The organism is Comamonas sp. DB36, from assembly GCF_057914905.1.
This window is the reverse complement of the sequence record NZ_CP196631.1, coordinates 275,042-296,109: the sequence shown is the minus strand read 5'-3', so window position 1 is coordinate 296,109 and position 21,068 is coordinate 275,042. Positions and strand designations below refer to the sequence as shown.

Below are 21,068 nucleotides of genomic sequence, written 5' to 3'. Positions count from 1 at the left end.
TCAGACATAAAAAAACCGCTCCAAGGAGCGGTTTTTTGTTGCGCGGCAAAAGCTCAGCGCTTTTGGCGGAACTTGCGCAGGGCAGCGATTTGCGCTGCCATGACGGCCAGCTCGGACTGGGCCTTGGCCAGGTCCAGCTCGCCCTTGGCGTTCTTCAGTGCTTCCTCGGCGGCGGCCTTGGCCTTGTTGGCCTTCTCGTCGTCGAGGTCCTTGCCACGGATGGCTGTATCGGACAGCACCGTGACGCAGTTGGGTTGCACTTCGAGGATGCCGCCGGCCACGAAGACGAACTCTTCGCTGCCGTCCGCCATCTCGATGCGCACCGAGCCGGGCTTGATACGCGTGATCAGCGGCGTGTGGCGCGGGTAAATGCCCAGTTCGCCGGCTTCGCCGGGCAGCGCGACGAAACGCGCTTCACCCGAGAAGATCGACTCTTCGGCACTGACCACATCAACGTGGATGGTGTTCATCTTTGCTCCTAAAGGTTAAGACTGGGCTGGGGGACAGGAGCCCTTGCGGGCTCCGGTGCCTCAAGCTGCCAGCTTCTTGGCCTTTTCGAAGGCTTCGTCGATGGTGCCAACCATGTAGAACGCCTGCTCGGGCAGGTGATCGCATTCGCCGGCAACAATCATCTTGAAGCCGCGGATGGTTTCCGCCAGGGGAACGTACTTGCCAGGTGCGCCAGTGAACACTTCGGCAACGTGGAAAGGCTGCGACAGGAAACGCTGGATCTTGCGCGCGCGGGCCACGGCCAGCTTGTCTTCAGGAGCCAGTTCGTCCATGCCCAGAATGGCGATGATGTCGCGCAGTTCCTTGTAGCGCTGCAGCGTGCCTTGCACGGAGCGGGCCACTTGGTAGTGCTCTTCACCCACCACTTGGGGGTCCAGCTGACGGCTGGTCGAATCCAGCGGATCGACCGCAGGGTAGATACCCAGCGAAGCGATGTCACGCGACAGCACGACCGTGGAATCCAAGTGGGCAAACGTCGTTGCGGGCGAAGGATCGGTCAAGTCATCGGCAGGCACGTAAACGGCCTGGATGGACGTGATCGAACCGACCTTGGTCGACGTAATACGCTCTTGCAGACGGCCCATTTCTTCGGCCAGCGTAGGCTGGTAGCCCACAGCCGAAGGCATACGACCCAGCAGAGCGGACACTTCGGTACCGGCCAGCGTGTAGCGGTAGATGTTGTCCACGAAGAACAGCACGTCCTTGCCTTCGTCACGGAAGGCTTCGGCCATGGTCAGACCGGTCAGCGCGACGCGCAGACGGTTGCCTGGTGGCTCGTTCATCTGGCCGTAGACCATTGCCACTTTGGACTCGTTCAGGTTCTCCTGGTTCACGACGCCCGCATCGGACATTTCGTGATAGAAGTCATTGCCTTCACGGGTACGCTCGCCCACACCAGCAAACACCGACAGACCGCCGTGGCCCTTCGCGATGTTGTTGATGAGTTCCATCATGTTCACGGTCTTGCCCACGCCGGCGCCACCGAACAGACCCACCTTGCCGCCCTTGGCGAAAGGAGAGATCAGGTCGATCACCTTGATGCCGGTTTCCAGCAGTTCCTGCGAAGGCGACAGTTCGTCGTACGCAGGAGCGGTGCGGTGGATGGGGGCCGTCGAAGTCTGGTCCACGGGACCGCGTTCGTCGATGGGCGCGCCGAGCACGTCCATGATGCGGCCCAGGGTCGCCTTGCCCACGGGCACGGTGATGGGAGCGTGGGAGTTGCTGACCATCAGGCCGCGACGCAGACCGTCGGACGAACCCAGGGCGATGGTACGCACAATGCCGTCACCCAGCAGTTGTTGCACTTCCAGCGTCAGGTTGGTACCTTCGAGCTTGAGCGCGTCGTACACCTTGGGCATTGCGTTGCGGGGAAACTCAACGTCCACCACAGCGCCAATACATTGAACAATCTTGCCTTGCACTTGAGCCATTTTTTGCTCCAATAAGTTTGTCGGTTGAGCTGCTTACACAGCGGCGGCGCCGGCAACGATTTCCGACAACTCTGTCGTGATCGCTGCTTGACGCGTCTTGTTGTAGACCAGCTTCAACTCGCTAATGACGCTGCCTGCGTTGTCGGTTGCGGCCTTCATGGCCACCATGCGCGCCGATTGCTCGGACGCCATGTTGTCGGCAACTGCCTGGTAAATCAGGGATTCCACATAGCGAACCAGCAACTCGTCGATGACGGTTTGCGCATCGGGTTCGTAGATGTAATCCCAGTTGGCACCAGACGTCTGTTCAGCCTGCATTTGCGCGGACGACAGGGGCAACAACTGCTCCATGACCGATTCCTGCTTCATGGTGTTGATGAAGCGGGTGTAGCTCAGGTACACCTTGCTTATCTTGCCTTCGGCATACGCGTCCAGCAGCACCTTCACAGGGCCGATCAGATTTTCCAGATGTGGCGTGTCGCCCAGACCCGTGACATGCGAAACCACCTTGGCGCCGACACGGTTCAAGAAGCCCAGACCCTTGCTGCCAATGGCCACGGCCTCCGAAGAGATGCCCTGGTCCTGCAATTCACGCAGCTTGGCCGTGACGACACGCAACACGTTGGTGTTCATGCCGCCGCACAATCCCTTGTCGGTCGTCACCACGATGACGCCGACCTTCTTCGACTCGTTCACTTGCATGAACGGGTGCACGTACTCGGGATTGGCTTGGCCAAGATGGGCTGCAATGTTGCGGATCTTCTCGCTATAGGGACGAGCCGCCAGCATCCGTTCCTGCGCCTTGCGCATTTTGGATGCCGCGACCATTTCCATGGCCTTCGTGATCTTCTTGGTGTTTTCCACCGATTTGATCTTGCCGCGAATTTCCTTACCTGCTGCCATGATGGCTCCTCGTCCGGATTAAGCGAACGACTTCTTGAACGCAGCGATGGCGGCGGTCAATTCAGCTTCGGATTCCTTGTCCATGGCCTTGGTGGCATTGAGCTTGTCGATCAATGCGCCGTGGCTGGTCTTGAGGAATTGGTGCAGGCCGGCTTCGAAGGGCAGCACTTGCTTGACTTCGATGTCGTCCATGTAGCCCTTGTTCACTGCGAACAGCGAAGCACCCATCAAGGCCACGGACAGCGGGCTGTACTGGGCTTGCTTGAGCAATTCGGTCACGCGGGCACCGCGGTCGAGCTGCTTGCGGGTGGATTCGTCCAGATCGGAAGCGAACTGCGCGAACGCAGCCAGTTCACGGTACTGAGCCAGATCGGTACGGATACCGCCGGACTGGCCCTTGACGAACTTGGTCTGGGCAGCACCACCGACGCGCGACACCGAGATACCGGCGTTGATCGCGGGACGGATACCGGCGTTGAACAGGCTGGTTTCCAGGAAGATCTGACCGTCGGTGATCGAAATCACGTTGGTAGGCACGAAAGCCGACACGTCACCCGCCTGGGTTTCGATGATAGGCAGAGCGGTCAGCGAACCGGTCTTGCCCTTGACGGCGCCCTTGGTGAACTCTTCCACGTAAGTGGCGTTCACGCGTGCTGCACGCTCGAGCAGACGGCTGTGGAGATAGAACACGTCGCCGGGGAAGGCTTCGCGGCCTGGTGGGCGGCGCAGCAGCAGCGAAACCTGGCGGTAGGCCACGGCTTGCTTGGACAGATCGTCATAAACGATCAGTGCGTCTTCGCCGCGGTCGCGGAAGTACTCACCCATGGTGCAGCCCGAGTAGGCCGACACGTACTGCATCGCGGCCGATTCGGCAGCGGTGGCAGCCACCACGATGGTGTATTCCATGGCGCCGGCTTGTTCCAGAGCGCGCACGACGTTCTTGACCGACGAAGCCTTCTGGCCGATCGCAACGTAGATACACGTCACGCCCTGGCCCTTCTGGTTGATGATCGCGTCGATGGCCACGGCAGTCTTGCCGGTCTGACGGTCACCAATGATCAGTTCGCGCTGGCCACGGCCCACGGGAACCATCGAGTCGATCGACTTGATACCGGTTTGCAGCGGCTGGTCAACCGATTGACGTGCGATAACGCCCGGTGCGACCTTTTCGATCACGTCGGTCATCTTCGCATTGATCGGGCCCTTGCCGTCAATGGGGTGACCCAGAGCGTTGACCACGCGGCCGATCAGCTCGGGGCCCACGGGCACTTCCAGAATGCGGCCCGTGCACTTGACGGTGTCGCCTTCGGAGATGTGCGTGTACTCACCCAGAATCACGGCGCCGACGGAGTCGCGCTCGAGGTTCAGGGCCAGACCGTACGAGGGTTGACCGTCAGCGGTTGCCGGGAATTCCAGCATTTCGCCTTGCATCACGTCCGACAGGCCGTGCACGCGCACGATACCGTCCGTCACCGACACCACGGTGCCTTGGTTACGGATATCGGTGCTGCCAGCCAGACCTTCGATGCGGCTCTTGATCAATTCAGAAATTTCTGCGGGATTGAGTTGCATGACTCTTTCCTTCTTTCTTTGTTTAGCCGGGACCTCAGTGCAGTTAAGCAGTGAGGGCCGCTTTCATTTGTTCCAGACGGGCCTTGACCGAGGTGTCGAGCACTTCGTCACCCACGACTACGCGAATGCCACCGATCAGCGACTCATCGGGCTGAACGGTGAGATGCAGCTTGCGGCCAAAACGCTTTTCCAACGAAGCGCTGAGCTCCGTCAGTGCGGCAGGCTCGATGGGGAAGGCGCTGTACACCACCGCATCCGACGAGCCCGCGAGCCGGTTGACGAGACCACGAAACTGGCCTGCAACCTCGGGCAGCGCATTCACGCGGCCGTTCTCAATGATGACACGCAGGAAATTACGAGCGGCATCGGGGAGTGCCGAACCGGCGACACCCGTGAAAACGTCGAGCAGTTGCTCTTCGCTCACCTTGGGGTTGTCTGCCAGTTGGCGCAATTGCGAATCGGCGGCAACCGCCGCCAATTCCTCCACCCAGGCGACTGTGCTGTTCAAATCCGCACCGCTGGCGGTACTGGCTTTGAACAGGGCTTCAGCGTAAGGGCGGGCAATGGTGGCGAGTTCTGCCATGTTTGCTTTCCTTACAGCTCAGTCTTGAGGCGGTTCAGCAGATCTGCATGGACGCCGGCATCGACTTCCTTGCGGAGAATCTGCTCAGCGCCCTTGACGGCCAGCGCAGCGACCTGCTCGCGCAGTGCCTCACGGGCTTGAATTGCTTGCTGCTCGGCTTCTGCACGGGCGGCTGCAATCAGCTTGTTGCCTTCTTCAGTCGCACGTGCCTTGGCTTCTTCGATGATGGCCTGGGCGCGGCGGTCGGCGTCCGCAAGCCGCGATGTCGTCTCGTTGCGCGTCTGGGCCAGTTCCTGCTCGACGCGCTTGTTGACAGCGGTCAGTTCGGATTTGGCCTTGTCGGCAGCGGAGAGGCCATCGGCGATTTTCTGGGCTCGTTCATCCAAGGCCTTCGCGATCGGGGGCCACACGAATTTCATCGTGAACAGCACCAGGATCAGGAAGACGATGGCCTGAACGAACAGGGTCGCGTTGATACTCACGGCAACACCTTTCTATATGGGCGTTGAGGGGGAGCTTAGACCAGAGCGAACGGGTTGGCGAAAGCGAACAGCAGAGCGATAGCCACGCCGATCAGGAAAGCAGCGTCGATCAGACCGGCCAAGATGAACATCTTGGTTTGCAGTTCGTTGATCAGCTCGGGTTGACGAGCGGAAGCTTCCAGGAACTTGCCGCCCATCAAAGCGATACCGATCGAAGCGCCGATAGCGCCCAGACCAACAATCAGACCACAAGCCAGAGCGACGAGACCGAGAATGTTTTCCATGATGACTCCAGAGGATTAAAAAAGTGAAAGGAAAGAAAGAAAGGGTCAGTGGGCTTCATGTGCTTGGCCGAGATAAATCAGCGTCAGCATCATGAAAATGAAGGCCTGCAGGGTGATGATCAAGATATGGAAGATCGCCCAGATAGAACCTGCAATGATGTGCCCCACGGGGAGCAACACACCAGAGAGAGACATGGCAGCCGCACCACCCATCAGGGCAATCAGCATAAATACCAACTCACCAGCGTACATATTGCCAAACAGTCGCATGCCATGCGACACGGTCTTGGCAACGTATTCGATGATCTGCATCAGCAGATTCACAATGCCCAGGATAAAGGCGAAGATGGGGTTCTTGCTGGTGCCGAAAGGCGCGGTCACCAGTTCGTGCGCCCAGCCGCCTGCACCCTTGATCTTCACGCTGTACCAGAAGCACAGCAGCAGAACGCCGGACGACAGGCCCAGAGTGGTCGACAGGTCGGCGGTAGGAACGACGCGCAGATAGGCGTGGCTGTCACCGGTCGCACCTTGCCACAGCACGGGCAGCAGGTCGACGGGCAGCAAGTCCATCGCGTTCATCATGAAGATCCAGACGAACACCGTCAGCGCCAGAGGTGCAATGAACTTGCGGCTTTCGGCATTGTGGATGTTGGCCTTGGCCTGGTTGTCGACCATTTCGACCAGCAGCTCGACGGCTGCCTGGAAGCGACCGGGAACGCCAGCGGTTGCCTTGCGGGCGGCCAGCCAGAGAACAAACAGGGTCAGAGCACCGACGATCAGGCCGACGACCACGGAGTCATAGTTGACTACCGAGAAATCGACGATGCTCGTCTGTTTGATGTTCTGGAGATGCTGCAAGTGGTGAACGATGTATTCACTTGCAGTTGGTGCGTGCGCGTCTGCGGCCATCGGGCAACTCTTCTCTCAATATCAATCGGTTTTTCGGACACTGGAGCGCCGCATCAGCAGCGCAATCCAGTACGTTTTCATCGTTACCACCATGCCGGCCAGCAAAGCCAACCAGCTCAATCCGGCGACCAGTTTTGGCGCCATTGCCAACATCGCAATACACAACATCAGCTTCGCCAATTCCCAACCGAAGAACCCGACCATCGCCGCGCCCGCATGGGGTGCAGCCTGCTGGCGGGCCAGGCCGCGCGCAAACAACGCTGCGGGCAAGACCACCGCCAGGGCGCCGTAGGCTGCCGACCAGCCCACCGAGGGCTTGCCGCTCACCAGCCACGCCAGCGCCGACACCAGCACACCTACCAGCACCTGCCCTGCCACCACACGCCACGGTGACACCGGCGGATTGCGCTGGCGCCACTGCTGCGCTTCTTCGGCAGTCAGGGGGTTGAAGTCAGAATCTTCGGCCTCAGCTTCAGTCTCGGGTGCGTATTTTTTTGTCATTTGGCAACCTGTCGCAGACTGAAACTTTCACAAAGCCTCTGATTATAAGTAAAAACCCCTGCCGTAAGATAGGGGTTGTTACGGGTGTGGCCAAAATTAGCCTTCTCGGGCAGTCACACCCAGGTCACACAACAATGCTTGCAAGCCTTTGGCCCGTATAGGTTTTTTCGCTCCGTTCACGGCGCGCCAGACCCGCGAAACATTACCGCATAACCGTCCGCCCCGACAAGGTATTAACCTTTGAAAGTCTCTGTCATGAGCTCGTCAACACCCATCCCCCCTACCGCCCACGTCATTGGCGCCGACGACGAGGCCGCGGCACGCAAGGACTCGCTGATCGAGTACCCGTCTCTGTTCCCGATCAAGGTCATGGGCCTGCAGCACGAGCACCTGGTGTCGTCGATCACGACGATTGCCCGCCAGTTCGATCCCGGCTTCGACGCCAGCACCATCGAGCTGCGCCCCAGCAGCACCGGCAAGTACCTGGGCGTGACCATCACCGTCACGGCCACCAGCCGCGAACAGCTCGACAGCCTGTACATGGCGTTGACCTCGGATCCCCACGTCAAAGTCGTTCTGTGACGGTGTCTGGCATCGCGCTGGACACGCGGCTGCTGGGCCGCACCGACTACCAGGCCACGGTCCAGGCCATGCAGGACCTCACGCAGCAGCGCAGCGCCGACACGCCCGATTCGCTGTGGATCTGCGAACATGCACCGCACTTCACGCAAGGGCTGGCCGGCAAGGCCGACCATGTGCTGCTGCCCGGAGACATCCCCGTCGTGGCAACCAACCGCGGCGGACAGGTGACCTACCATGGCCCGGGCCAGGTCGTTGCCTACCCTTTGCTTGACTTGCAGCGCCGCGGCTATTTCGTCAAGGAATACGTCTATCGCCTCGAGGAGGCCGTGATCCGCACGCTCGCGCATTTCGGCGTCACCGGCCACCGCGTCGCAGGCGCGCCCGGCATCTACGTGCGCCTGGCGGATCCATCGAGCCACGCCATGCTTGAGCAGCGCCCGCAGCTGCGCCTGCCCGGCAGCGACGCGCCCGTGCCAGACTTCAGCGGCCTGGGAAAGATCGCCGCACTGGGCATCAAGGTGAGCCGCCATTGCACCTACCACGGTCTGGCGCTGAACGTTGCAATGGATCTTGAACCCTATTCGCGCATCAATCCTTGTGGCTATGCCGGGTTGCCCAGCGTGGATCTTTCTACAATCGGTGTCCAGACAACCTGGGACGAGGCTGCGCATGTGCTTGGCCGACAGCTGGAAATCCGGCTCGCCCCCTGAGAAACAAGAGCCATGAGCACCACAGACGTCGTACGCGAAGCGCAGTCCGCAGCCACCTACAACCCGCTGGCCAAGCAAAAGGCCGCGGCCAAGCTGTCGCGCATCCCCATCAAGGTCGAGCACGGCGAAGTGCTCAAGAAGCCGGAGTGGATCCGCGTCAAGGCCGGCTCGCCGACCACGCGCTTCTACGAAATCAAGGACATCCTGCGCGAGAACAAGCTGCATACCGTCTGCGAGGAGGCGAGCTGCCCCAACATCGGCGAATGCTTCGGCAAGGGCACGGCCACATTCATGATCATGGGCGACAAGTGCACGCGCCGCTGCCCGTTCTGCGACGTGGGCCATGGTCGCCCCGATCCGCTGGATGTCGACGAGCCGCTCAACCTGGCCAAGACCATTGCCCAGCTGCGCCTCAAGTACGTGGTGATCACCAGCGTCGACCGCGATGACCTGCGTGACGGCGGCAGCGGCCATTTCGTCGAATGCATCAAGAACATCCGCGAACTGTCGCCAACAACGCAGATCGAGATCCTTGTTCCCGATTTCCGCGGCCGCGACGACCGCGCGCTGGAGATCCTCAAGGCCGCGCCGCCCGATGTGATGAACCACAACCTCGAGACCGCGCCGCGCCTGTACAAGGAAGCGCGTCCCGGTTCCGACTACCAGTTCAGCCTGAACCTGCTCAAGAAGTTCAAGGCGCTGCACCCCAACGTGCCGACCAAGAGCGGCATCATGGTCGGCCTGGGCGAAACCGACGAGGAAATCCTGCAGGTGATGCGCGACATGCGCGCGCACGACATCGACATGCTGACCATTGGCCAGTACCTGTCGCCCTCGAACAGCCATCTGCCGGTGCGCCGTTATGTGCACCCCGACACCTTCAAGATGTTCGAGGAAGAAGCCTACAAGATGGGTTTCAGCCATGCGGCCGTCGGCGCCATGGTGCGCTCGAGCTACCACGCCGACGAGCAGGCCCACGCAGCTGGCGTCTGATCCGGCTGCCCTGCGCGCGGGGCCTTGGTCCCTCGCGCCCTTTCGCCCTGAATACACCGACGGGCGAACGGCGGCATCACGTCATGCGGCGTGATTTACAGGACGCTTCCGCCAAAACAAAAAGCCTTCCATTGGAAGGCTTTCTTCGTTGTGTTCCACCAAAAAATGCCTGGCTAACCGGCGAGCCGCTGGCTGGCAAAAAACGACTGAAGGCTTAACAGGCCCACGAGTCGCCCCACGATGAAACTGAAACCGATGGAGCACTGTTCCCACCAGGATATGTGCTGCGTCAGTGGATGAATCATAACACGTGAATGAGAACCAATCTCAACTATTTTCAAAAAGAATGTGGATCACCGCAGTTTCACGAAGTTGACGGCATGGGGCCGGCCTCCAGCAAGGCGGCAGGGTCGTCGGCCAGCACCACCTCCCGTGCCCAGGCAGCGAGCTGGCCCGCATCGGCGCGCAGTATTTCCTGCTTGACGGCCAGGATCTGCGCCGGATGCATGGAGAAGCTGCGCAGGCCCAGGCCCAGCAGCAGGCGCGTCATCGCCACATCGCCGGCCACTTCACCGCAGACGCAGATGCTCTTGCCCTGGCGCCGCCCTTCGGCGATCACGTCGGCGACGAGACGCAGCACCGCCGGATGCAGCGGGTCGTACAGATGGGCGACAGCCTCGTCGGCGCGGTCGATCGCCAGCGTGTACTGGATCAGATCATTGGTGCCTATGGATAGGTAATCGAAATAGCGCAGGAACATGCGCACCATCAGCGCCGCGGCCGGAATCTCTATCATCGCGCCCAGCTGCACCGCGCCATAGGCCATGCCGCGCGCATCGAGTTCGGCGCGGGCCAGGTCCACCTGGGCCAGGGTCTGCTCGATTTCACTCTGGTGCGCGAGCATGGGAAACAGCAGGCTCACGGGACCGTGCACAGCGGCGCGCAGCACGGCGCGCAGCTGCGTGCGGAACATGCTCGGGTCGGCCAGGCTCCAGCGTATCGCCCGCAGGCCCAGCGCGGGATTGAGTGAGTACTCCTTGGCCTGCGCCTTGTCCAGCGGCTTGTCGGCGCCCACGTCAATGGTGCGTATGGTCACGGGCCGGCCCTGCATGCCTTCGACGGCCTGGCGATACGCCTGGTACTGCTCTTCCTCGCCGGGCAGCGGACCGTCGCGGCCCATGAACAGGAATTCGCTGCGGAACAGCCCCACCCCCTGGGCGCCGGCCTGCAGCGCGGCCGGGCCGTCACCGGGCTGCTCGATGTTGGCCAGCAGCTCGATTTGCTGGCCGTCGAGCGTCACGGCGGGTGTGTGCCGCAGCAGCGCCAGGCTTTCCCGTTCGTGCGCGCTCTCGCGCTGGCGGCTTTCGTACTCCGCAAGAATCGCGGGCGAAGGATCGACGATCACCACGCCCGCATTGCCATCGATGATCAGCCAGTCGTCGGGGCGCACCAGCTGCGCCGCGGCGCGCGCGCCGACCACGGCCGGAATGTCCATGCTGCGCGCGACAATGGCGGTGTGCGAGGTCTTGCCGCCCACCGCAGTGACGAAACCGACGAACACGCTGGTCTTGAAATGCAGCATGTCGGCCGGCGCGAGGTCCTGGGCCACAAGGATCAGCGGCAGTTCGGCTGCGGCGCCAGGCACCATGGGGCGTGACGGCGGCACCGGGCTGGCGACGCCTTTGAGGTGGCGCAGAATGCGGTCCACCACCTGCTCGAGATCGGCCTTGCGCTCGCGCAGGTAGTCGTCTTCCATCTCGTCGAACTGCCGCGAAATGGCCTCGAGCTGCGTTGTGAGTGCCCACTCTGCGTTGTACAGGCGCTCGCAGATCCACTGCTCGACGCCATGCACCAGCGACTCGTCCTGCAGCAGCATCAGGTGCACGTCGAGCAGCGCGTCGAGTTCCGCGGGCGCGTCATGCGGCATCTCGGTCTGCAGGCGCTGCAGCTCTTCGATGACCGCCTGGCGCGCGGTGCGCGCGCGCTCGACCTCGGCCTGCACTTCGGCCGTACCAATGAAATAGTGCTGCACCTCGATGCGGCTCGAGCTCACCAGCACCGCCCGCCCGATGGCTATGCCGCGGGAAACTGCCAGGCCATGAATTGCAAACGTCATCCGGACTGTCCCTCAGTCAGTCATGGCCGGCCACGTTGCGCACGCTGCGCGTCGCGACCCGCCAGTCGAGTCAGCTGCGCCGCGTCAGCAGCGCGCCTGGCTCATTGTCCTTCGCCAAACTTGTCGTTGATCAACGCCAGCAGCGCATCCATGGCTTCCTGCTCGCGCTCACCCGAAGTCTCAAGTTCCACCTGCGATCCAATGCCGGCGGCGAGCATCATCACCCCCATGATGCTCTTGGCGTTGATGCGGCGCTCGCCTTTGGTCATCCACACTTCACAGGGATAGCTGCCCGCGAGTTTGGTGAGCTTGGCCGATGCCCGCGCATGCAGGCCCAGCTTATTGCTGATGGTGATGGTGGTCTTGATCATGGAAAGAACGGAAATTCTGGTTCTGCAATGGAGCGGCGGCCACGGCCATCACTCCCTGGATACCGCCCACCACGGCGCGCGCCGCGACGGCATCAAGTGTTTCATGGCGATAGCTAACAGCGCGCAACAGCATGGGCAGGTTCACCCCCGCCACAAGCTGGGCCGCGCGTCCGGCGACGAGGCGCTGGGCGACGTTGCAGGGCGTAGCGCCAAATACATCGGTGAGCACCAGCACGGGAGAGCCACTCGTGCCCAGCAATGCGCGCGCGCGCGCCAGCGTGTCGTCGGGGCTCTCATCGGCGCCGACGTCGATGGTCAGCACGTCGTCTGCGCTGTCGGCAAACACATGCAGCGCGCAATCGCGCAACGCCTGCGCCAGAGGAGCATGGGTGATGAGAAGAATGCGCGTGTTCATGAAGTGATGGAAGGATGTACAGCATTATGGCGCGCGGCCCGTGTGCGCCGGGCAATCCGGCCACAAGCTTTGATTGTGGTCAACCCGAACACCCCGCTGGCTGCAGCGCGCAGTGAACTTTGTGCGCGCGGCCGCACTCATAACCCCTGACCTCCGGATTCCCGGCAGCTTTGGGCACAATCGACACATGGCTATCAAAACATGGATTGCAGGCGTGGCGCTTGCCGCCGTCGCCGGCGTCGGCGGCTTCATTTACCTGAATGCAGGCAGCAGCCCCGCGCCTGCGTCGACGTTCGTGCTGCTCGACGGCAGCCAGAAAACCACCGCTGACCTGCAGGGCAAGGTGACGCTGGTCAACTTCTGGGCCACGAGCTGCACCACCTGTGTGGCCGAAATGCCCGAAATCATTGCCACCTACAAGAAGTACCAGCCGCAGGGCTTCGAAACCGTGGCCGTCGCCATGAGCTACGACCCACCGAGCTACGTGGTGAACTTCGCGCAAAGCCGCCAGCTGCCGTTCAAGGTCGCGATCGACAACACCGGCGCGGTCGCCAAGCAATGGGGCGATGTGCAGCTCACGCCATCGACATTCATCGTCAACAAGCGCGGTGAAATCGTCAAACGCTATATCGGTGCTCCCGATTTCGCCGAGCTGCACAGGCTCATAGAAAAGCTGCTGGCCGAAGCCTGATTTCGCGTCCTTCGACTCACAGCCCCTGAAACTGGCGTACTCCAGATCAGGGACGCCGGGCAAGGGCCGCCCCGCAGCGATGGCGTCATGCTACGCAGGCGCTCAGGGGGGTCAGCGACTCCTGAAGCTGTCGTGGCAGGCCTTGCAGCTGCCTGCCGTGGCGCCGAATGCCGCCTTGAGGCTGGCCAGGTCGTTCTGCTTTGCCGCCGCCGCAAGTTTCACGGCTTCGGCTTCCATCTTGCCGGCAAGCTCCTTGAACTTGGCATTTTCCGTCCAGACATTGGGCTTGGCCTTGCCGCCTTCAGTGTCCGGCCCGAAGCCCGCCCAGGGCAGACGGGACATGAACACCACGATGTCCGCGTTCTCCTGCGCGGCTTTGGCATCGAATGGAATATCGCCCTTGGCCATTGCGCCCAGACGACCGAAGTGGGCGGCCATCACGCTCAGCGCCGACTGGCGGTAGTCGATCGCCTCGTCCTTCTTGGCAAATTGGGCCGCAGCCGGAAGACTCAACGAGGCAGTGAGGGCCGCAAGGGCCAGAACGCAGATTGCTTTCATGGGGACTTTCTTGTGGTGATGGACAAAAACCTCAATTCCAACGCAGGATTATGGTGAAGGACGGCGGCGCAGGCAACGCGCGCGCCGCGCGATTCGCTATCCTTGCACCACCATGCTTCACACCGTCCGCATCTGGGATCTTCCGACCCGCCTGTTTCATTGGTCACTGGCGGCAAGCACTATCGCCATGATCGTCAGCGCCAAGATCGGCGGCAACGCGATGATCTGGCATCTGCGGCTGGGCCATGTGGTGCTCGCGCTGCTGCTGTTTCGCCTGGTCTGGGGGCTGGTCGGCGGCCACTGGTCGCGGTTTCACAGCTTTCTCTATGGGCCCCGGCAGCTGCTGGACTATCTGCGTGGACAGGACCGCCCCGCGCACAGCGCAGGCCACAGCCCGCTGGGCGCGCTATCGGTGTTTGCGATGCTCGCGGTGCTGCTGGCCCAGGTAGCCACCGGCCTGTTCAGCGACGACGCCATTTTTTATGCCGGACCGCTGAGCCGGCTGGTGTCCGCAGACATCGTCGAGGCTGCAACGCGCTGGCATGCCGAACTGGGCCAATACCTGCTGCTGGCACTTCTGGGACTGCACCTGCTGGCCATCGCCTGGTACACGTTTGCGCGCCGGCGTCCGCTGGTGCGCGCCATGGTCAGCGGCGACCGCGAACTCACGCAACCGCTGCCGGCGGCGGCCGATGGCAGTCGCCAGCGCCTGCTCGCGCTGGGGATAGCACTGCTGTGCGCAGCCATCTCCTGGGGCATAGGTCAGTTTTGAAACAGCACCGGCCTTCACCATACCGCGCGCATACCGCTACACTGCGGGTTCCGTTGTTTTTGCGCCCCGCCTGTGGATAAGCCTTCTGTGGCCCTGCTGACAGCGACTTTTCCGCAAGATCTGGACGTCGTGCGCCAGATCTTCGAGGAATACGCTCACAGCACGGGCATTGACCTGGAATTTCAGAATTTCGCGGCCGAACTGGCCCACCTGCCCGGTGAATATGCACCGCCGCGCGGGCAGTTGCTGTTGGCCACCGTCGACGGTGCGCTCGCGGGCTGCTGCGCGCTGCGGCCGCTCGATGCCAGCGACTACCCCAATGCCGCCGAGATGAAGCGCCTGTATGTGCGCCGGCCGTTCCGCGGCTTCGGCCTGGGCCGCGAGATCACCGCCGCGATGCTCGACCTGGCGCGCCAGACCGGCTACGACCGCGTACTGCTCGACACACTCGACGACATGGAAGCCGCGCGCGCCCTCTACGCCGAGCTTGGGTTCGAGGAAATTCCGCCCTATTACTTCAATCCCGCGGCTGGCGGGCACTATCTCAAGGCAGAACTGTTCTAGGCGCTGATTAGGCGCATGGCAGCCAAAAAAAAGAGCGCCAGGCGCTCTTTTCATTTTCCGCCGCGGACTGCGCCGCGGGCGGCTTCAGACCGATCAGGCCTTGGCTTGTGCGAGCAGAGTGGCTGCGTCGCTGACGTCGAACTTGCCGGGGCCTTCGACGTTGAGTTGAACGACCTTGCCGTCCTTGACCAGCATCGAGTAGCGGTTGCTGCGCAGGCCCAGGCCCTTGCCGTTCAGGTCCAGCGTCAGGCCCGTGGCCTTGGCGAAAGCGGCATCGCCGTCACCGATCATGCGCACCTTGCTGCCGACGTTCTGGTCGCGGCCCCAGGCGCCCATCACGAAGGCGTCATTGACCGACAGGCACCAGATTTCGTCCACGCCGGCGGCCTTGAGCGCATCGGCTTGTTCCACGTAACCGGGCAGATGCTTTTCGGAGCAGGTAGGCGTGAATGCGCCAGGCACGGCCACGATGGCGATCGTCTTGCCGGCAGCGGCTTCCTGCACCTTGACGGCGTTCGGGCCGATGCTGCAGCCATTGCCTTCGACGGCAACGTATTCTGTCAGCGTGACGGCGGGCAGGGTATCTCCAACTTTGATCATGTAAAGCTCCGGTTCTCGACTAAAAAATTGGGCCGCGCAAAAAGCGCAGTCCCAAACGAAAAAACGACCCACATTGTGGGTCGTTTTTCTCAGCTTTGCAGCACTAAGGCCTGAGAGGCTTTAGAGCAGGCCAGCCTTTTGCACCAAACGGGTCGCAACCCAGTTCTTGGTCTTGGACAAAGGACGGCTTTCCGTGATTTCGATGGTGTCGCCGAGCTTGTATTCGCCATTTTCGTCATGGGCGTGGTACTTGCTGGACTTGCCAACGATCTTGCCGTACAGCTCGTGCTTCACACGGCGTTCGACCAGAACGGTCACAGTCTTTTGACGCTTGTCGCTGACCACCTTGCCAACCAAGGTGCGCTTGAGGGATTTTTTAGCTTCCGTCATGTCGGCTCCTATTACTTGGCGGCTTGCTTTTCAGCAAGGATGGTCTTGGCACGAGCGATGTCACGGCGCGTGGAGCGCAGCGTATTCGTGTTGGCCAATTGTTGCGTAGCCTTCTGCATGCGCAGGCCGAAATGCGCCTTTTGCAAGGACTTGATTTCAGCTTCGAGGCCGGTAACGTCTTTTTGGCGCAATTCAGTAGTTTTCGTCATTTTGAATTCTCCTGATTAAGCGCCAATGTGGCGTGCAACAAACGTGGTGCGCAGCGGCAGCTTGGCAGCAGCCAGGCGGAACGCTTCACGTGCCAACTCTTCTGGCACACCCACGATTTCGTAGAGCACCTTGCCGGGCTGAATTTCAGCGACGTAGTACTCAGGGTTGCCCTTACCGTTACCCATACGCACTTCTGCGGGCTTGGTCGAGATTGGCTTGTCAGGGAACACACGGATCCAGATACGACCACCACGCTTCACGTGACGGGAAATTGCACGACGTGCAGCTTCGATCTGGCGGGCCGTCAAACGGCCACGATCCGTGGATTTCAGGCCGAAGTCACCGAATGCAACGGAGTTACCCCGCGTTGCAATACCGGTGTTGCGACCCTTTTGCTCCTTGCGATATTTGCGGCGAGCAGGTTGCAGCATCTTTATTCTCCTTTACCGTCCGCTGCTGTAGCGGGCGCGTCTGCCTTGCGAACGCGCTTAACGGCGTTGGTGTCGGCACCGGCGCCGGCAGGCTTATCGCTGCCGTCGGCCGGAGCCACGTTGCCACCCACTGGGCGGCGAGGTGCACCGCGGCCGGGACCAGCGTTGCGATCGCCATTACGGCTGTCGCGACGCGGGCCACGGGGGCGACGCTCTTCTTCGGGACGCGGCGTCTCTGCCAAAGGCAGGTCGTTGCGGCCCAGAGTGTCACCCTTGTACACCCACACCTTGACACCGATGATGCCGTAGGTGGTCTTGGCTTCGGAGAAGCCATAGTCGATGTCGGCACGCAGGGTGTGAAGTGGCACGCGACCTTCGCGATACCATTCGCAACGAGCGATTTCGATACCGTTCAAACGGCCCGACGACATGATCTTGATGCCCAGAGCGCCCAAACGCATAGCGTTTTGCATGGCGCGCTTCATGGCACGGCGGAACATGATGCGCTTTTCGAGCTGTTGGGTGATCGAGTCAGCGATCAGCTTGGCATCGATTTCGGGCTTGCGCACTTCTTCGATGTTCACTGCCACTGGCACGCCCAGGCGAATAGCGAGTTCCTTCTTGAGGTTCTCGATGTCTTCACCCTTCTTGCCGATCACCACGCCGGGACGCGCCGAGTAAATCGTGATACGGGCGTTCTTTGCAGGACGCTCGATCAGGATACGCGACACAGCGGCGTTCTTCAGCTTGGCCTTCAGGTACTCGCGAACCTTGATGTCTTCGGCCAGCATGCCGGCGAAGTCACGGTTGCTTGCGTACCAACGGCTGGCCCAGTTCCGGCTAACAGCCAGACGGAAGCCGGTAGGATGGATTTTCTGTCCCATATTCTTCCAGGCCTTTCAGTTGCCAACCGTCACGTACACATGGCACGTGGGCTTGCTGATACGATTGCCGCGGCCTTTGGCGCGCGCGGTGAAGCGCTTGAGCGTCGTGCCTTGTTCGACGTAGATCGTGGTGATCTTCAGTTCGTCGATATCGGCGCCGTCGTTATGCTCAGCGTTGGCAATGGCGGACTCAAGAACCTTCTTGATGATCACAGCAGCTTTTTTCTGCGTGAACGTCAGGATGTTCAGAGCTTGATCAACCTTCTTGCCGCGGATCAGATCAGCGACCAGGCGACCTTTGTCCACCGACAGACGGACGCCCCGGAGGACTGCACGTGTTTCAGACATGGTCGTTCCTTACTTCTTCTGGACTTTTTTGTCCGCGGGGTGACCCTTGAAGGTGCGCGTCAAGGCGAATTCGCCGAGCTTATGGCCCACCATCTGGTCCGTAACATAGACCGGCACGTGTTGCTTGCCGTTGTGCACAGCAATGGTCAGACCGATGAAATCGGGCAGAACCATGGAACGACGCGACCAGGTCTTGACTGGCTTCTTATCCTTGGTTGCGACGGCCTTTTCGACCTTGGCGACCAAGTGATGGTCAACAAACGGACCCTTTTTGAGAGAACGAGTCATTTGCTACCCCTTACTTTTTACGACGCGACACAATCATCGATTGCGTGCGTTTGTTGTTACGGGTACGGTAGCCCTTCGTCAGGTTGCCCCATGGGTCAACTGCGTGACGACCTTCACCGGTCTTGCCTTCACCACCACCGTGCGGGTGATCCACAGGGTTCATCACCACACCGCGAACGGTAGGACGAATACCCATCCAGCGCTTCACACCGGCCTTGCCCAGACGGCGCAGGCTGTGTTCTTCGTTGGCGACTTCGCCCAGGGTTGCGCGGCACTCGATGTGAATCTTGCGCACTTCGCCCGAACGCATACGCACTTGAGCGTAGACGCCTTCACGGGCCAGCAACGTGGCGGAGGTACCTGCGGAACGCGCGATCTGTGCACCGCCGCCCACTTGCAATTCGATGCAGTGAATGGTCGAGCCCACGGGGATGTTGCGGATAGGCAGGGTGTTGCCCACGCGGATCGGAGCTTCCGAACCGCTGACAATGGTCGCGCCCACTTCCAGGTTGCGAGGAGCAATGATGTAGCGACGCTCACCGTCGGCATAGCACACCAGAGCGATGTGGGCCGTACGGTTAGGATCGTATTCAATACGCTCGACCTTTGCGGGGATGCCGTCCTTGTTGCGACGGAAGTCCACCACGCGGTAGTGATGCTTGTGACCACCGCCCTTGTGACGGGTGGTGATGTGGCCGTTGTTGTTACGACCGGCCTTCTGGAACTGGGGTTCCAGCAGGGGTGCATACGGCTCGCCCTTGTGCAGGTGATCGCGCGTGACCTTGACGGCACCGCGTTGACCAGGCGTCGTGGGCTTGAGTTTGATGACTGCCATTTAAGCGGCCTCCCCAGACAGATTCAGCTCTTGACCTGGCTTGAGCATGACGTAGGCCTTGCGAACGTTGTCGCGGCGACCCATGGTCTTGCCAAAGCGCTTGGCCTTGCCCTTGGTGTTCAGCACAGAGATCTTGGCGACTTCCACCTTGAACATCAATTCCACAGCGGCCTTGATTTCGGGCTTGGTAGCGCTCTGCAGCACCTTGAACGTCACGACGTTGGACTTTTCAGCAACCATGGTGGCCTTTTCGGACACGATGGGAGCGACCAGCACTTGCATCAGACGACCTTCGTCAAACTTGAGTGTGCTCATGCGAACATCTCCTTGAGTTTGTCGATTGCACCCTTGGTGACGAGCACTTTCTTGTAATGCACCAGCGACACGGGGTCGGCATAACGTGGTTCGACAACGAACACGTTCTTCAGGTTGCGGGAAGCAAGGTACAGGTTTTCGTCCACTTCGTCAGCGATCACCATCACGGACTCAGCCAGGTTCATGGCCTTGAACTTGTCGGCCAGCACCTTGGTCTTGGGCGTATCCAGCGTCAGCGAATCCACGACTGCCAGACGGCCTTCACGGGCCAGCTGCGACAGGATGGAAGCCATGCCAGCGCGGTACATCTTCTTGTTGATCTTCTGCGTGAAGTTTTCTTCAGGCAGATTCGGGAAGATGCGACCGCCGCCACGCCACAGAGGCGAGGAGGTCATACCGGCACGAGCGCGGCCCGTACCCTTTTGCTTGAACGGCTTGGCCGTCGAGTGACGGACTTGCTCGCGATCCTTCTGGGCGCGCGTGCCTTGGCGTGCGTTGGCACGGTAGGCGACGACCAGTTGATGGATCAGGTCTTCGTTGAATTCACGACCGAACACAGTTTCGGGCACATCGAACGACGATGCTGCCTGGCCTTGTTCATTCAGGAGTTCGAGCTGCATTAGTTCGCTCCTTGAGAAGATTTAGCCTTGACTGCAGGACGCACCATCACGAAGCCACCCTTGGAGCCCGGAACAGCGCCCTTGATCAAGAGCAGTTGGCGTGCTTCGTCAATGCGAACCACGTCGAGGTTTTGCGTCGTCACGGTCTCGTCGCCCATGTGACCCGTCATTTTCTTGCCGGGGAACACGCGGCCTGGATCTTGTGCCATCGAAATGGAACCAGGGACGTTGTGCGAACGGCTGTTACCGTGCGAAGCGCGCTGCGAACGGAAGTTGTGACGCTTGATCGTGCCAGCGAAGCCCTTACCAATGGAAGTGCCTTGCACGTCCACCTTCTGGCCCACAGCGAACAGTTCGGCGACAGGCAGCGTAGCGCCAGCGGCGTACTTGCCAGCCACTTCGGCCGTCACGGGGAATTCGCGGGTCACTTCACCGGCTTCGACACCTGCCTTGGCAAGGTGGCCGGCTTGTGGCTTGGTCACGCGCGAAGCGCGGCGCGAACCGAACGTGACCTGCAGGGCCACGTAGCCATCGTTCTCTTGGGTTTTGACCTGAGTCACACGGTTGTTGGACACATCCACCACCGTGACGGGCACTGCGTCCCCGTCATCAGTGAACAGACGCATCATGCCCACCTTGCGACCCAGCAACCCCAGGGAGTTGCTCAGACTCATTTGTTTGCTCCAAAACTTTCGCCGCTGTAACTGCAATTGGCCCAGCGTTGCACCCTTGTCCAAAAAGACCCGGCGCACGAAAGAAGGTTAATAAAACTCCGCCCTAAAAGGCGAAGCCCCAAATTCTAACGCGAACTGCTTTTTCAAGCAAGTTCGCGTTAGATCAAGACCTTGTTAGGCTCTCGAAAGAGCCTTCAGGAACTTATTGCAGCTTGATTTCGACGTCCACGCCAGCTGGCAGGTCCAGCTTCATCAGCGCGTCGACAGTCTTGTCCGTGGGATCCACGATGTCCATGAGACGCTGGTGGGTACGGATTTCGAGCTGATCGCGGCTGGTCTTGTTGACGTGCGGCGAACGCAGGATGTCGAAACGCTTCATGCGTGTCGGCAGGGGCACGGGACCCTTGACGATCGCGCCGGTGCGCTTGGCGGTGTCGACGATTTCGGCAGCCGATTGGTCGATCAGCTTGTAGTCAAACGCCTTCAGGCGGATGCGGATTTTTTGCTTGGACATGGTTAATTCCTAG

General features: G+C 60.8%; 31 protein-coding genes. 6 read left to right on the top strand and 25 right to left on the bottom strand.

From position 1 onward, the window contains the following. Window positions 1-53: 53 nt before the first annotated feature. Genes ACSVDO_RS01430 through ACSVDO_RS01390 form a run of 9 tightly spaced genes read right to left on the bottom strand, consistent with a single transcriptional unit; the run spans window position 54 to window position 7,174 of the window. Window positions 54-470, bottom strand: coding sequence for a F0F1 ATP synthase subunit epsilon (locus ACSVDO_RS01430; protein WP_213304231.1), 417 nt, complete (start codon window positions 468-470; stop codon window positions 54-56). A gap of 60 nt (window positions 471-530) precedes the next feature. Beyond that, the gene (atpD, locus tag ACSVDO_RS01425; protein ID WP_489594665.1) at window positions 531-1,940 is read right to left on the bottom strand and encodes a F0F1 ATP synthase subunit beta; all 1,410 of its coding nucleotides are present in this window, start codon (window positions 1,938-1,940) and stop codon (window positions 531-533) included. A gap of 33 nt (window positions 1,941-1,973) precedes the next feature. After that, complete coding sequence (gene atpG, locus ACSVDO_RS01420) at window positions 1,974-2,843, bottom strand: F0F1 ATP synthase subunit gamma (RefSeq protein WP_332549349.1); 870 nt, start codon at window positions 2,841-2,843, stop codon at window positions 1,974-1,976. Window positions 2,844-2,861: 18 nt separating this feature from the next. After that, the gene (gene atpA / locus ACSVDO_RS01415) at window positions 2,862-4,415 is read right to left on the bottom strand and encodes a F0F1 ATP synthase subunit alpha (protein WP_213304223.1); all 1,554 of its coding nucleotides are present in this window, start codon (window positions 4,413-4,415) and stop codon (window positions 2,862-2,864) included. Window positions 4,416-4,458: 43 nt separating this feature from the next. Further along, window positions 4,459-4,998, bottom strand: a complete 540-nt coding sequence (locus ACSVDO_RS01410) for a F0F1 ATP synthase subunit delta (RefSeq protein WP_489594664.1) — start codon at window positions 4,996-4,998, stop codon at window positions 4,459-4,461. Window positions 4,999-5,009: 11 nt separating this feature from the next. Further along, the gene (locus tag ACSVDO_RS01405; RefSeq protein WP_332549350.1) at window positions 5,010-5,480 is read right to left on the bottom strand and encodes a F0F1 ATP synthase subunit B; all 471 of its coding nucleotides are present in this window, start codon (window positions 5,478-5,480) and stop codon (window positions 5,010-5,012) included. A 35-nt stretch (window positions 5,481-5,515) separates the two neighbouring features. Further along, window positions 5,516-5,764 carry a F0F1 ATP synthase subunit C gene (gene atpE, locus ACSVDO_RS01400; protein ID WP_159917983.1) on the bottom strand — a complete coding sequence of 83 codons (249 nt, stop codon included), beginning with the start codon at window positions 5,762-5,764 and terminating at the stop codon, window positions 5,516-5,518. 45 nt (window positions 5,765-5,809) lie between these two features. After that, window positions 5,810-6,673 carry a F0F1 ATP synthase subunit A gene (gene atpB / locus ACSVDO_RS01395; protein WP_489594663.1) on the bottom strand — a complete coding sequence of 288 codons (864 nt, stop codon included), beginning with the start codon at window positions 6,671-6,673 and terminating at the stop codon, window positions 5,810-5,812. 21 nt (window positions 6,674-6,694) lie between these two features. After that, window positions 6,695-7,174 (bottom strand): ATP synthase subunit I, encoded by a 480-nt coding sequence (locus tag ACSVDO_RS01390; protein ID WP_332549352.1) that lies wholly within the window; start codon window positions 7,172-7,174, stop codon window positions 6,695-6,697. Between the two features lie 255 nt (window positions 7,175-7,429). Between ACSVDO_RS01390 and ACSVDO_RS01385 the strand changes: the two genes are divergently transcribed. The 3 genes from ACSVDO_RS01385 (at window position 7,430) to lipA (ending at window position 9,459) form a co-directional block, all read left to right on the top strand. Next, the gene (locus ACSVDO_RS01385; protein ID WP_332549353.1) at window positions 7,430-7,756 is read left to right on the top strand and encodes a YbeD family protein; all 327 of its coding nucleotides are present in this window, start codon (window positions 7,430-7,432) and stop codon (window positions 7,754-7,756) included. A gap of 68 nt (window positions 7,757-7,824) precedes the next feature. After that, complete coding sequence (lipB, locus tag ACSVDO_RS01380) at window positions 7,825-8,466, top strand: lipoyl(octanoyl) transferase LipB (protein WP_489596307.1); 642 nt, start codon at window positions 7,825-7,827, stop codon at window positions 8,464-8,466. Window positions 8,467-8,478: 12 nt separating this feature from the next. After that, window positions 8,479-9,459, top strand: a complete 981-nt coding sequence (gene lipA / locus ACSVDO_RS01375; protein WP_489594662.1) for a lipoyl synthase — start codon at window positions 8,479-8,481, stop codon at window positions 9,457-9,459. A 364-nt stretch (window positions 9,460-9,823) separates the two neighbouring features. Here the strand turns inward: lipA and ptsP are convergent, their stop codons facing one another. The 3 genes from ptsP to ACSVDO_RS01360 form a co-directional block, all read right to left on the bottom strand. Continuing rightward, window positions 9,824-11,575, bottom strand: coding sequence for a phosphoenolpyruvate--protein phosphotransferase (ptsP, locus tag ACSVDO_RS01370; protein ID WP_489594661.1), 1,752 nt, complete (start codon window positions 11,573-11,575; stop codon window positions 9,824-9,826). A gap of 101 nt (window positions 11,576-11,676) precedes the next feature. After that, window positions 11,677-11,946, bottom strand: a complete 270-nt coding sequence (locus tag ACSVDO_RS01365; RefSeq protein ID WP_332540229.1) for an HPr family phosphocarrier protein — start codon at window positions 11,944-11,946, stop codon at window positions 11,677-11,679. Further along, window positions 11,915-12,361 carry a PTS sugar transporter subunit IIA gene (locus ACSVDO_RS01360; protein WP_332549810.1) on the bottom strand — a complete coding sequence of 149 codons (447 nt, stop codon included), beginning with the start codon at window positions 12,359-12,361 and terminating at the stop codon, window positions 11,915-11,917. Before ACSVDO_RS01360 ends, ACSVDO_RS01365 begins: the two co-directional genes overlap by 32 nt. A 187-nt stretch (window positions 12,362-12,548) precedes the next feature. Here ACSVDO_RS01360 and ACSVDO_RS01355 point away from each other — a divergent pair, with 187 nt between their 5' ends. Then, the gene (locus tag ACSVDO_RS01355; RefSeq protein ID WP_332540232.1) at window positions 12,549-13,052 is read left to right on the top strand and encodes a TlpA disulfide reductase family protein; all 504 of its coding nucleotides are present in this window, start codon (window positions 12,549-12,551) and stop codon (window positions 13,050-13,052) included. A gap of 111 nt (window positions 13,053-13,163) precedes the next feature. Here ACSVDO_RS01355 and ACSVDO_RS01350 read toward each other — a convergent pair whose 3' ends face one another. Then, complete coding sequence (locus ACSVDO_RS01350; protein WP_332540234.1) at window positions 13,164-13,610, bottom strand: c-type cytochrome; 447 nt, start codon at window positions 13,608-13,610, stop codon at window positions 13,164-13,166. Window positions 13,611-13,722: 112 nt separating this feature from the next. Here ACSVDO_RS01350 and ACSVDO_RS01345 point away from each other — a divergent pair, with 112 nt between their 5' ends. Together ACSVDO_RS01345 and ACSVDO_RS01340 are read left to right on the top strand one after the other, a co-directional pair. After that, a complete protein-coding gene (locus tag ACSVDO_RS01345; RefSeq protein ID WP_489594660.1) occupies window positions 13,723-14,382 on the top strand; it encodes a cytochrome b/b6 domain-containing protein in 660 nt (219 codons plus the stop codon). Window positions 14,383-14,454: 72 nt separating this feature from the next. Next, window positions 14,455-14,946, top strand: coding sequence for a GNAT family N-acetyltransferase (locus ACSVDO_RS01340; protein WP_332540237.1), 492 nt, complete (start codon window positions 14,455-14,457; stop codon window positions 14,944-14,946). 93 nt (window positions 14,947-15,039) lie between these two features. On the opposite strand, the gene ACSVDO_RS01335 is transcribed toward ACSVDO_RS01340, so the two are convergent. The 12 genes from ACSVDO_RS01335 to rpsJ all read right to left on the bottom strand — a co-directional run bounded on the left by ACSVDO_RS01335 (window position 15,040) and on the right by rpsJ (window position 21,055). Beyond that, window positions 15,040-15,546: a peroxiredoxin gene (locus tag ACSVDO_RS01335; RefSeq protein WP_489594659.1), complete on the bottom strand. Its 507-nt coding sequence runs from the start codon at window positions 15,544-15,546 to the stop codon at window positions 15,040-15,042. A 120-nt stretch (window positions 15,547-15,666) separates the two neighbouring features. After that, the gene (rpsQ, locus tag ACSVDO_RS01330; protein WP_213304183.1) at window positions 15,667-15,936 is read right to left on the bottom strand and encodes a 30S ribosomal protein S17; all 270 of its coding nucleotides are present in this window, start codon (window positions 15,934-15,936) and stop codon (window positions 15,667-15,669) included. Window positions 15,937-15,947: 11 nt separating this feature from the next. Beyond that, window positions 15,948-16,145 (bottom strand): 50S ribosomal protein L29, encoded by a 198-nt coding sequence (gene rpmC, locus ACSVDO_RS01325; protein ID WP_489594658.1) that lies wholly within the window; start codon window positions 16,143-16,145, stop codon window positions 15,948-15,950. Between the two features lie 15 nt (window positions 16,146-16,160). Continuing rightward, on the bottom strand, window positions 16,161-16,577 hold the full coding sequence (gene rplP / locus ACSVDO_RS01320) for a 50S ribosomal protein L16 (RefSeq protein WP_261502757.1): 417 nt from the start codon (window positions 16,575-16,577) through the stop codon (window positions 16,161-16,163). A gap of 2 nt (window positions 16,578-16,579) precedes the next feature. Further along, window positions 16,580-17,461: a 30S ribosomal protein S3 gene (gene rpsC, locus ACSVDO_RS01315; protein ID WP_159917966.1), complete on the bottom strand. Its 882-nt coding sequence runs from the start codon at window positions 17,459-17,461 to the stop codon at window positions 16,580-16,582. A 15-nt stretch (window positions 17,462-17,476) separates the two neighbouring features. Continuing rightward, window positions 17,477-17,809 carry a 50S ribosomal protein L22 gene (gene rplV, locus ACSVDO_RS01310; RefSeq protein WP_213304180.1) on the bottom strand — a complete coding sequence of 111 codons (333 nt, stop codon included), beginning with the start codon at window positions 17,807-17,809 and terminating at the stop codon, window positions 17,477-17,479. Between the two features lie 9 nt (window positions 17,810-17,818). Next, entirely contained in the window at window positions 17,819-18,097 is a 279-nt protein-coding gene (gene rpsS / locus ACSVDO_RS01305; RefSeq protein WP_159917964.1) for a 30S ribosomal protein S19, read from the bottom strand. 10 nt (window positions 18,098-18,107) lie between these two features. After that, window positions 18,108-18,932, bottom strand: a complete 825-nt coding sequence (gene rplB, locus ACSVDO_RS01300; RefSeq protein ID WP_159917963.1) for a 50S ribosomal protein L2 — start codon at window positions 18,930-18,932, stop codon at window positions 18,108-18,110. Continuing rightward, window positions 18,933-19,247 (bottom strand): 50S ribosomal protein L23, encoded by a 315-nt coding sequence (rplW, locus tag ACSVDO_RS01295; protein ID WP_159917962.1) that lies wholly within the window; start codon window positions 19,245-19,247, stop codon window positions 18,933-18,935. Then, on the bottom strand, window positions 19,244-19,867 hold the full coding sequence (gene rplD / locus ACSVDO_RS01290) for a 50S ribosomal protein L4 (RefSeq protein ID WP_159917961.1): 624 nt from the start codon (window positions 19,865-19,867) through the stop codon (window positions 19,244-19,246). Before rplD ends, rplW begins: the two co-directional genes overlap by 4 nt. Next, window positions 19,867-20,541 (bottom strand): 50S ribosomal protein L3, encoded by a 675-nt coding sequence (gene rplC / locus ACSVDO_RS01285; RefSeq protein WP_489594657.1) that lies wholly within the window; start codon window positions 20,539-20,541, stop codon window positions 19,867-19,869. The genes rplD and rplC overlap by 1 nt, the downstream gene beginning before the upstream one ends. A gap of 202 nt (window positions 20,542-20,743) precedes the next feature. Further along, window positions 20,744-21,055, bottom strand: coding sequence for a 30S ribosomal protein S10 (rpsJ, locus tag ACSVDO_RS01280; protein WP_005796953.1), 312 nt, complete (start codon window positions 21,053-21,055; stop codon window positions 20,744-20,746). Window positions 21,056-21,068 lie beyond the last annotated feature (13 nt).

Bases quoted from the DNA above. Each gene is read 5' to 3' on its own strand.
- ACSVDO_RS01430 (WP_213304231.1), bottom strand. From the start codon at position 470: ATGAACACCATCCACGTTGATGTGGTCAGTGCCGAAGAGTCGATCTTC.
- atpD (WP_489594665.1), bottom strand. From the start codon at position 1,940: ATGGCTCAAGTGCAAGGCAAGATTGTTCAATGTATTGGCGCTGTGGTG.
- atpG (WP_332549349.1), bottom strand. From the start codon at position 2,843: ATGGCAGCAGGTAAGGAAATTCGCGGCAAGATCAAATCGGTGGAAAAC.
- atpA (WP_213304223.1), bottom strand. From the start codon at position 4,415: ATGCAACTCAATCCCGCAGAAATTTCTGAATTGATCAAGAGCCGCATC.
- ACSVDO_RS01410 (WP_489594664.1), bottom strand. From the start codon at position 4,998: ATGGCAGAACTCGCCACCATTGCCCGCCCTTACGCTGAAGCCCTGTTC.
- atpE (WP_159917983.1), bottom strand. From the start codon at position 5,764: ATGGAAAACATTCTCGGTCTCGTCGCTCTGGCTTGTGGTCTGATTGTT.
- atpB (WP_489594663.1), bottom strand. From the start codon at position 6,673: ATGGCCGCAGACGCGCACGCACCAACTGCAAGTGAATACATCGTTCAC.
- ACSVDO_RS01390 (WP_332549352.1), bottom strand. From the start codon at position 7,174: ATGACAAAAAAATACGCACCCGAGACTGAAGCTGAGGCCGAAGATTCT.
- ACSVDO_RS01385 (WP_332549353.1), top strand. From the start codon at position 7,430: ATGAGCTCGTCAACACCCATCCCCCCTACCGCCCACGTCATTGGCGCC.
- lipB (WP_489596307.1), top strand. From the start codon at position 7,825: ATGCAGGACCTCACGCAGCAGCGCAGCGCCGACACGCCCGATTCGCTG.
- lipA (WP_489594662.1), top strand. From the start codon at position 8,479: ATGAGCACCACAGACGTCGTACGCGAAGCGCAGTCCGCAGCCACCTAC.
- ptsP (WP_489594661.1), bottom strand. From the start codon at position 11,575: ATGACGTTTGCAATTCATGGCCTGGCAGTTTCCCGCGGCATAGCCATC.
- ACSVDO_RS01365 (WP_332540229.1), bottom strand. From the start codon at position 11,946: ATGATCAAGACCACCATCACCATCAGCAATAAGCTGGGCCTGCATGCG.
- ACSVDO_RS01360 (WP_332549810.1), bottom strand. From the start codon at position 12,361: ATGAACACGCGCATTCTTCTCATCACCCATGCTCCTCTGGCGCAGGCG.
- ACSVDO_RS01355 (WP_332540232.1), top strand. From the start codon at position 12,549: ATGGCTATCAAAACATGGATTGCAGGCGTGGCGCTTGCCGCCGTCGCC.
- ACSVDO_RS01350 (WP_332540234.1), bottom strand. From the start codon at position 13,610: ATGAAAGCAATCTGCGTTCTGGCCCTTGCGGCCCTCACTGCCTCGTTG.
- ACSVDO_RS01345 (WP_489594660.1), top strand. From the start codon at position 13,723: ATGCTTCACACCGTCCGCATCTGGGATCTTCCGACCCGCCTGTTTCAT.
- ACSVDO_RS01335 (WP_489594659.1), bottom strand. From the start codon at position 15,546: ATGATCAAAGTTGGAGATACCCTGCCCGCCGTCACGCTGACAGAATAC.
- rpsQ (WP_213304183.1), bottom strand. From the start codon at position 15,936: ATGACGGAAGCTAAAAAATCCCTCAAGCGCACCTTGGTTGGCAAGGTG.
- rpmC (WP_489594658.1), bottom strand. From the start codon at position 16,145: ATGACGAAAACTACTGAATTGCGCCAAAAAGACGTTACCGGCCTCGAA.
- rplP (WP_261502757.1), bottom strand. From the start codon at position 16,577: ATGCTGCAACCTGCTCGCCGCAAATATCGCAAGGAGCAAAAGGGTCGC.
- rpsC (WP_159917966.1), bottom strand. From the start codon at position 17,461: ATGGGACAGAAAATCCATCCTACCGGCTTCCGTCTGGCTGTTAGCCGG.
- rplV (WP_213304180.1), bottom strand. From the start codon at position 17,809: ATGTCTGAAACACGTGCAGTCCTCCGGGGCGTCCGTCTGTCGGTGGAC.
- rpsS (WP_159917964.1), bottom strand. From the start codon at position 18,097: ATGACTCGTTCTCTCAAAAAGGGTCCGTTTGTTGACCATCACTTGGTC.
- rplB (WP_159917963.1), bottom strand. From the start codon at position 18,932: ATGGCAGTCATCAAACTCAAGCCCACGACGCCTGGTCAACGCGGTGCC.
- rplW (WP_159917962.1), bottom strand. From the start codon at position 19,247: ATGAGCACACTCAAGTTTGACGAAGGTCGTCTGATGCAAGTGCTGGTC.
- rplD (WP_159917961.1), bottom strand. From the start codon at position 19,867: ATGCAGCTCGAACTCCTGAATGAACAAGGCCAGGCAGCATCGTCGTTC.
- rplC (WP_489594657.1), bottom strand. From the start codon at position 20,541: ATGAGTCTGAGCAACTCCCTGGGGTTGCTGGGTCGCAAGGTGGGCATG.
- rpsJ (WP_005796953.1), bottom strand. From the start codon at position 21,055: ATGTCCAAGCAAAAAATCCGCATCCGCCTGAAGGCGTTTGACTACAAG.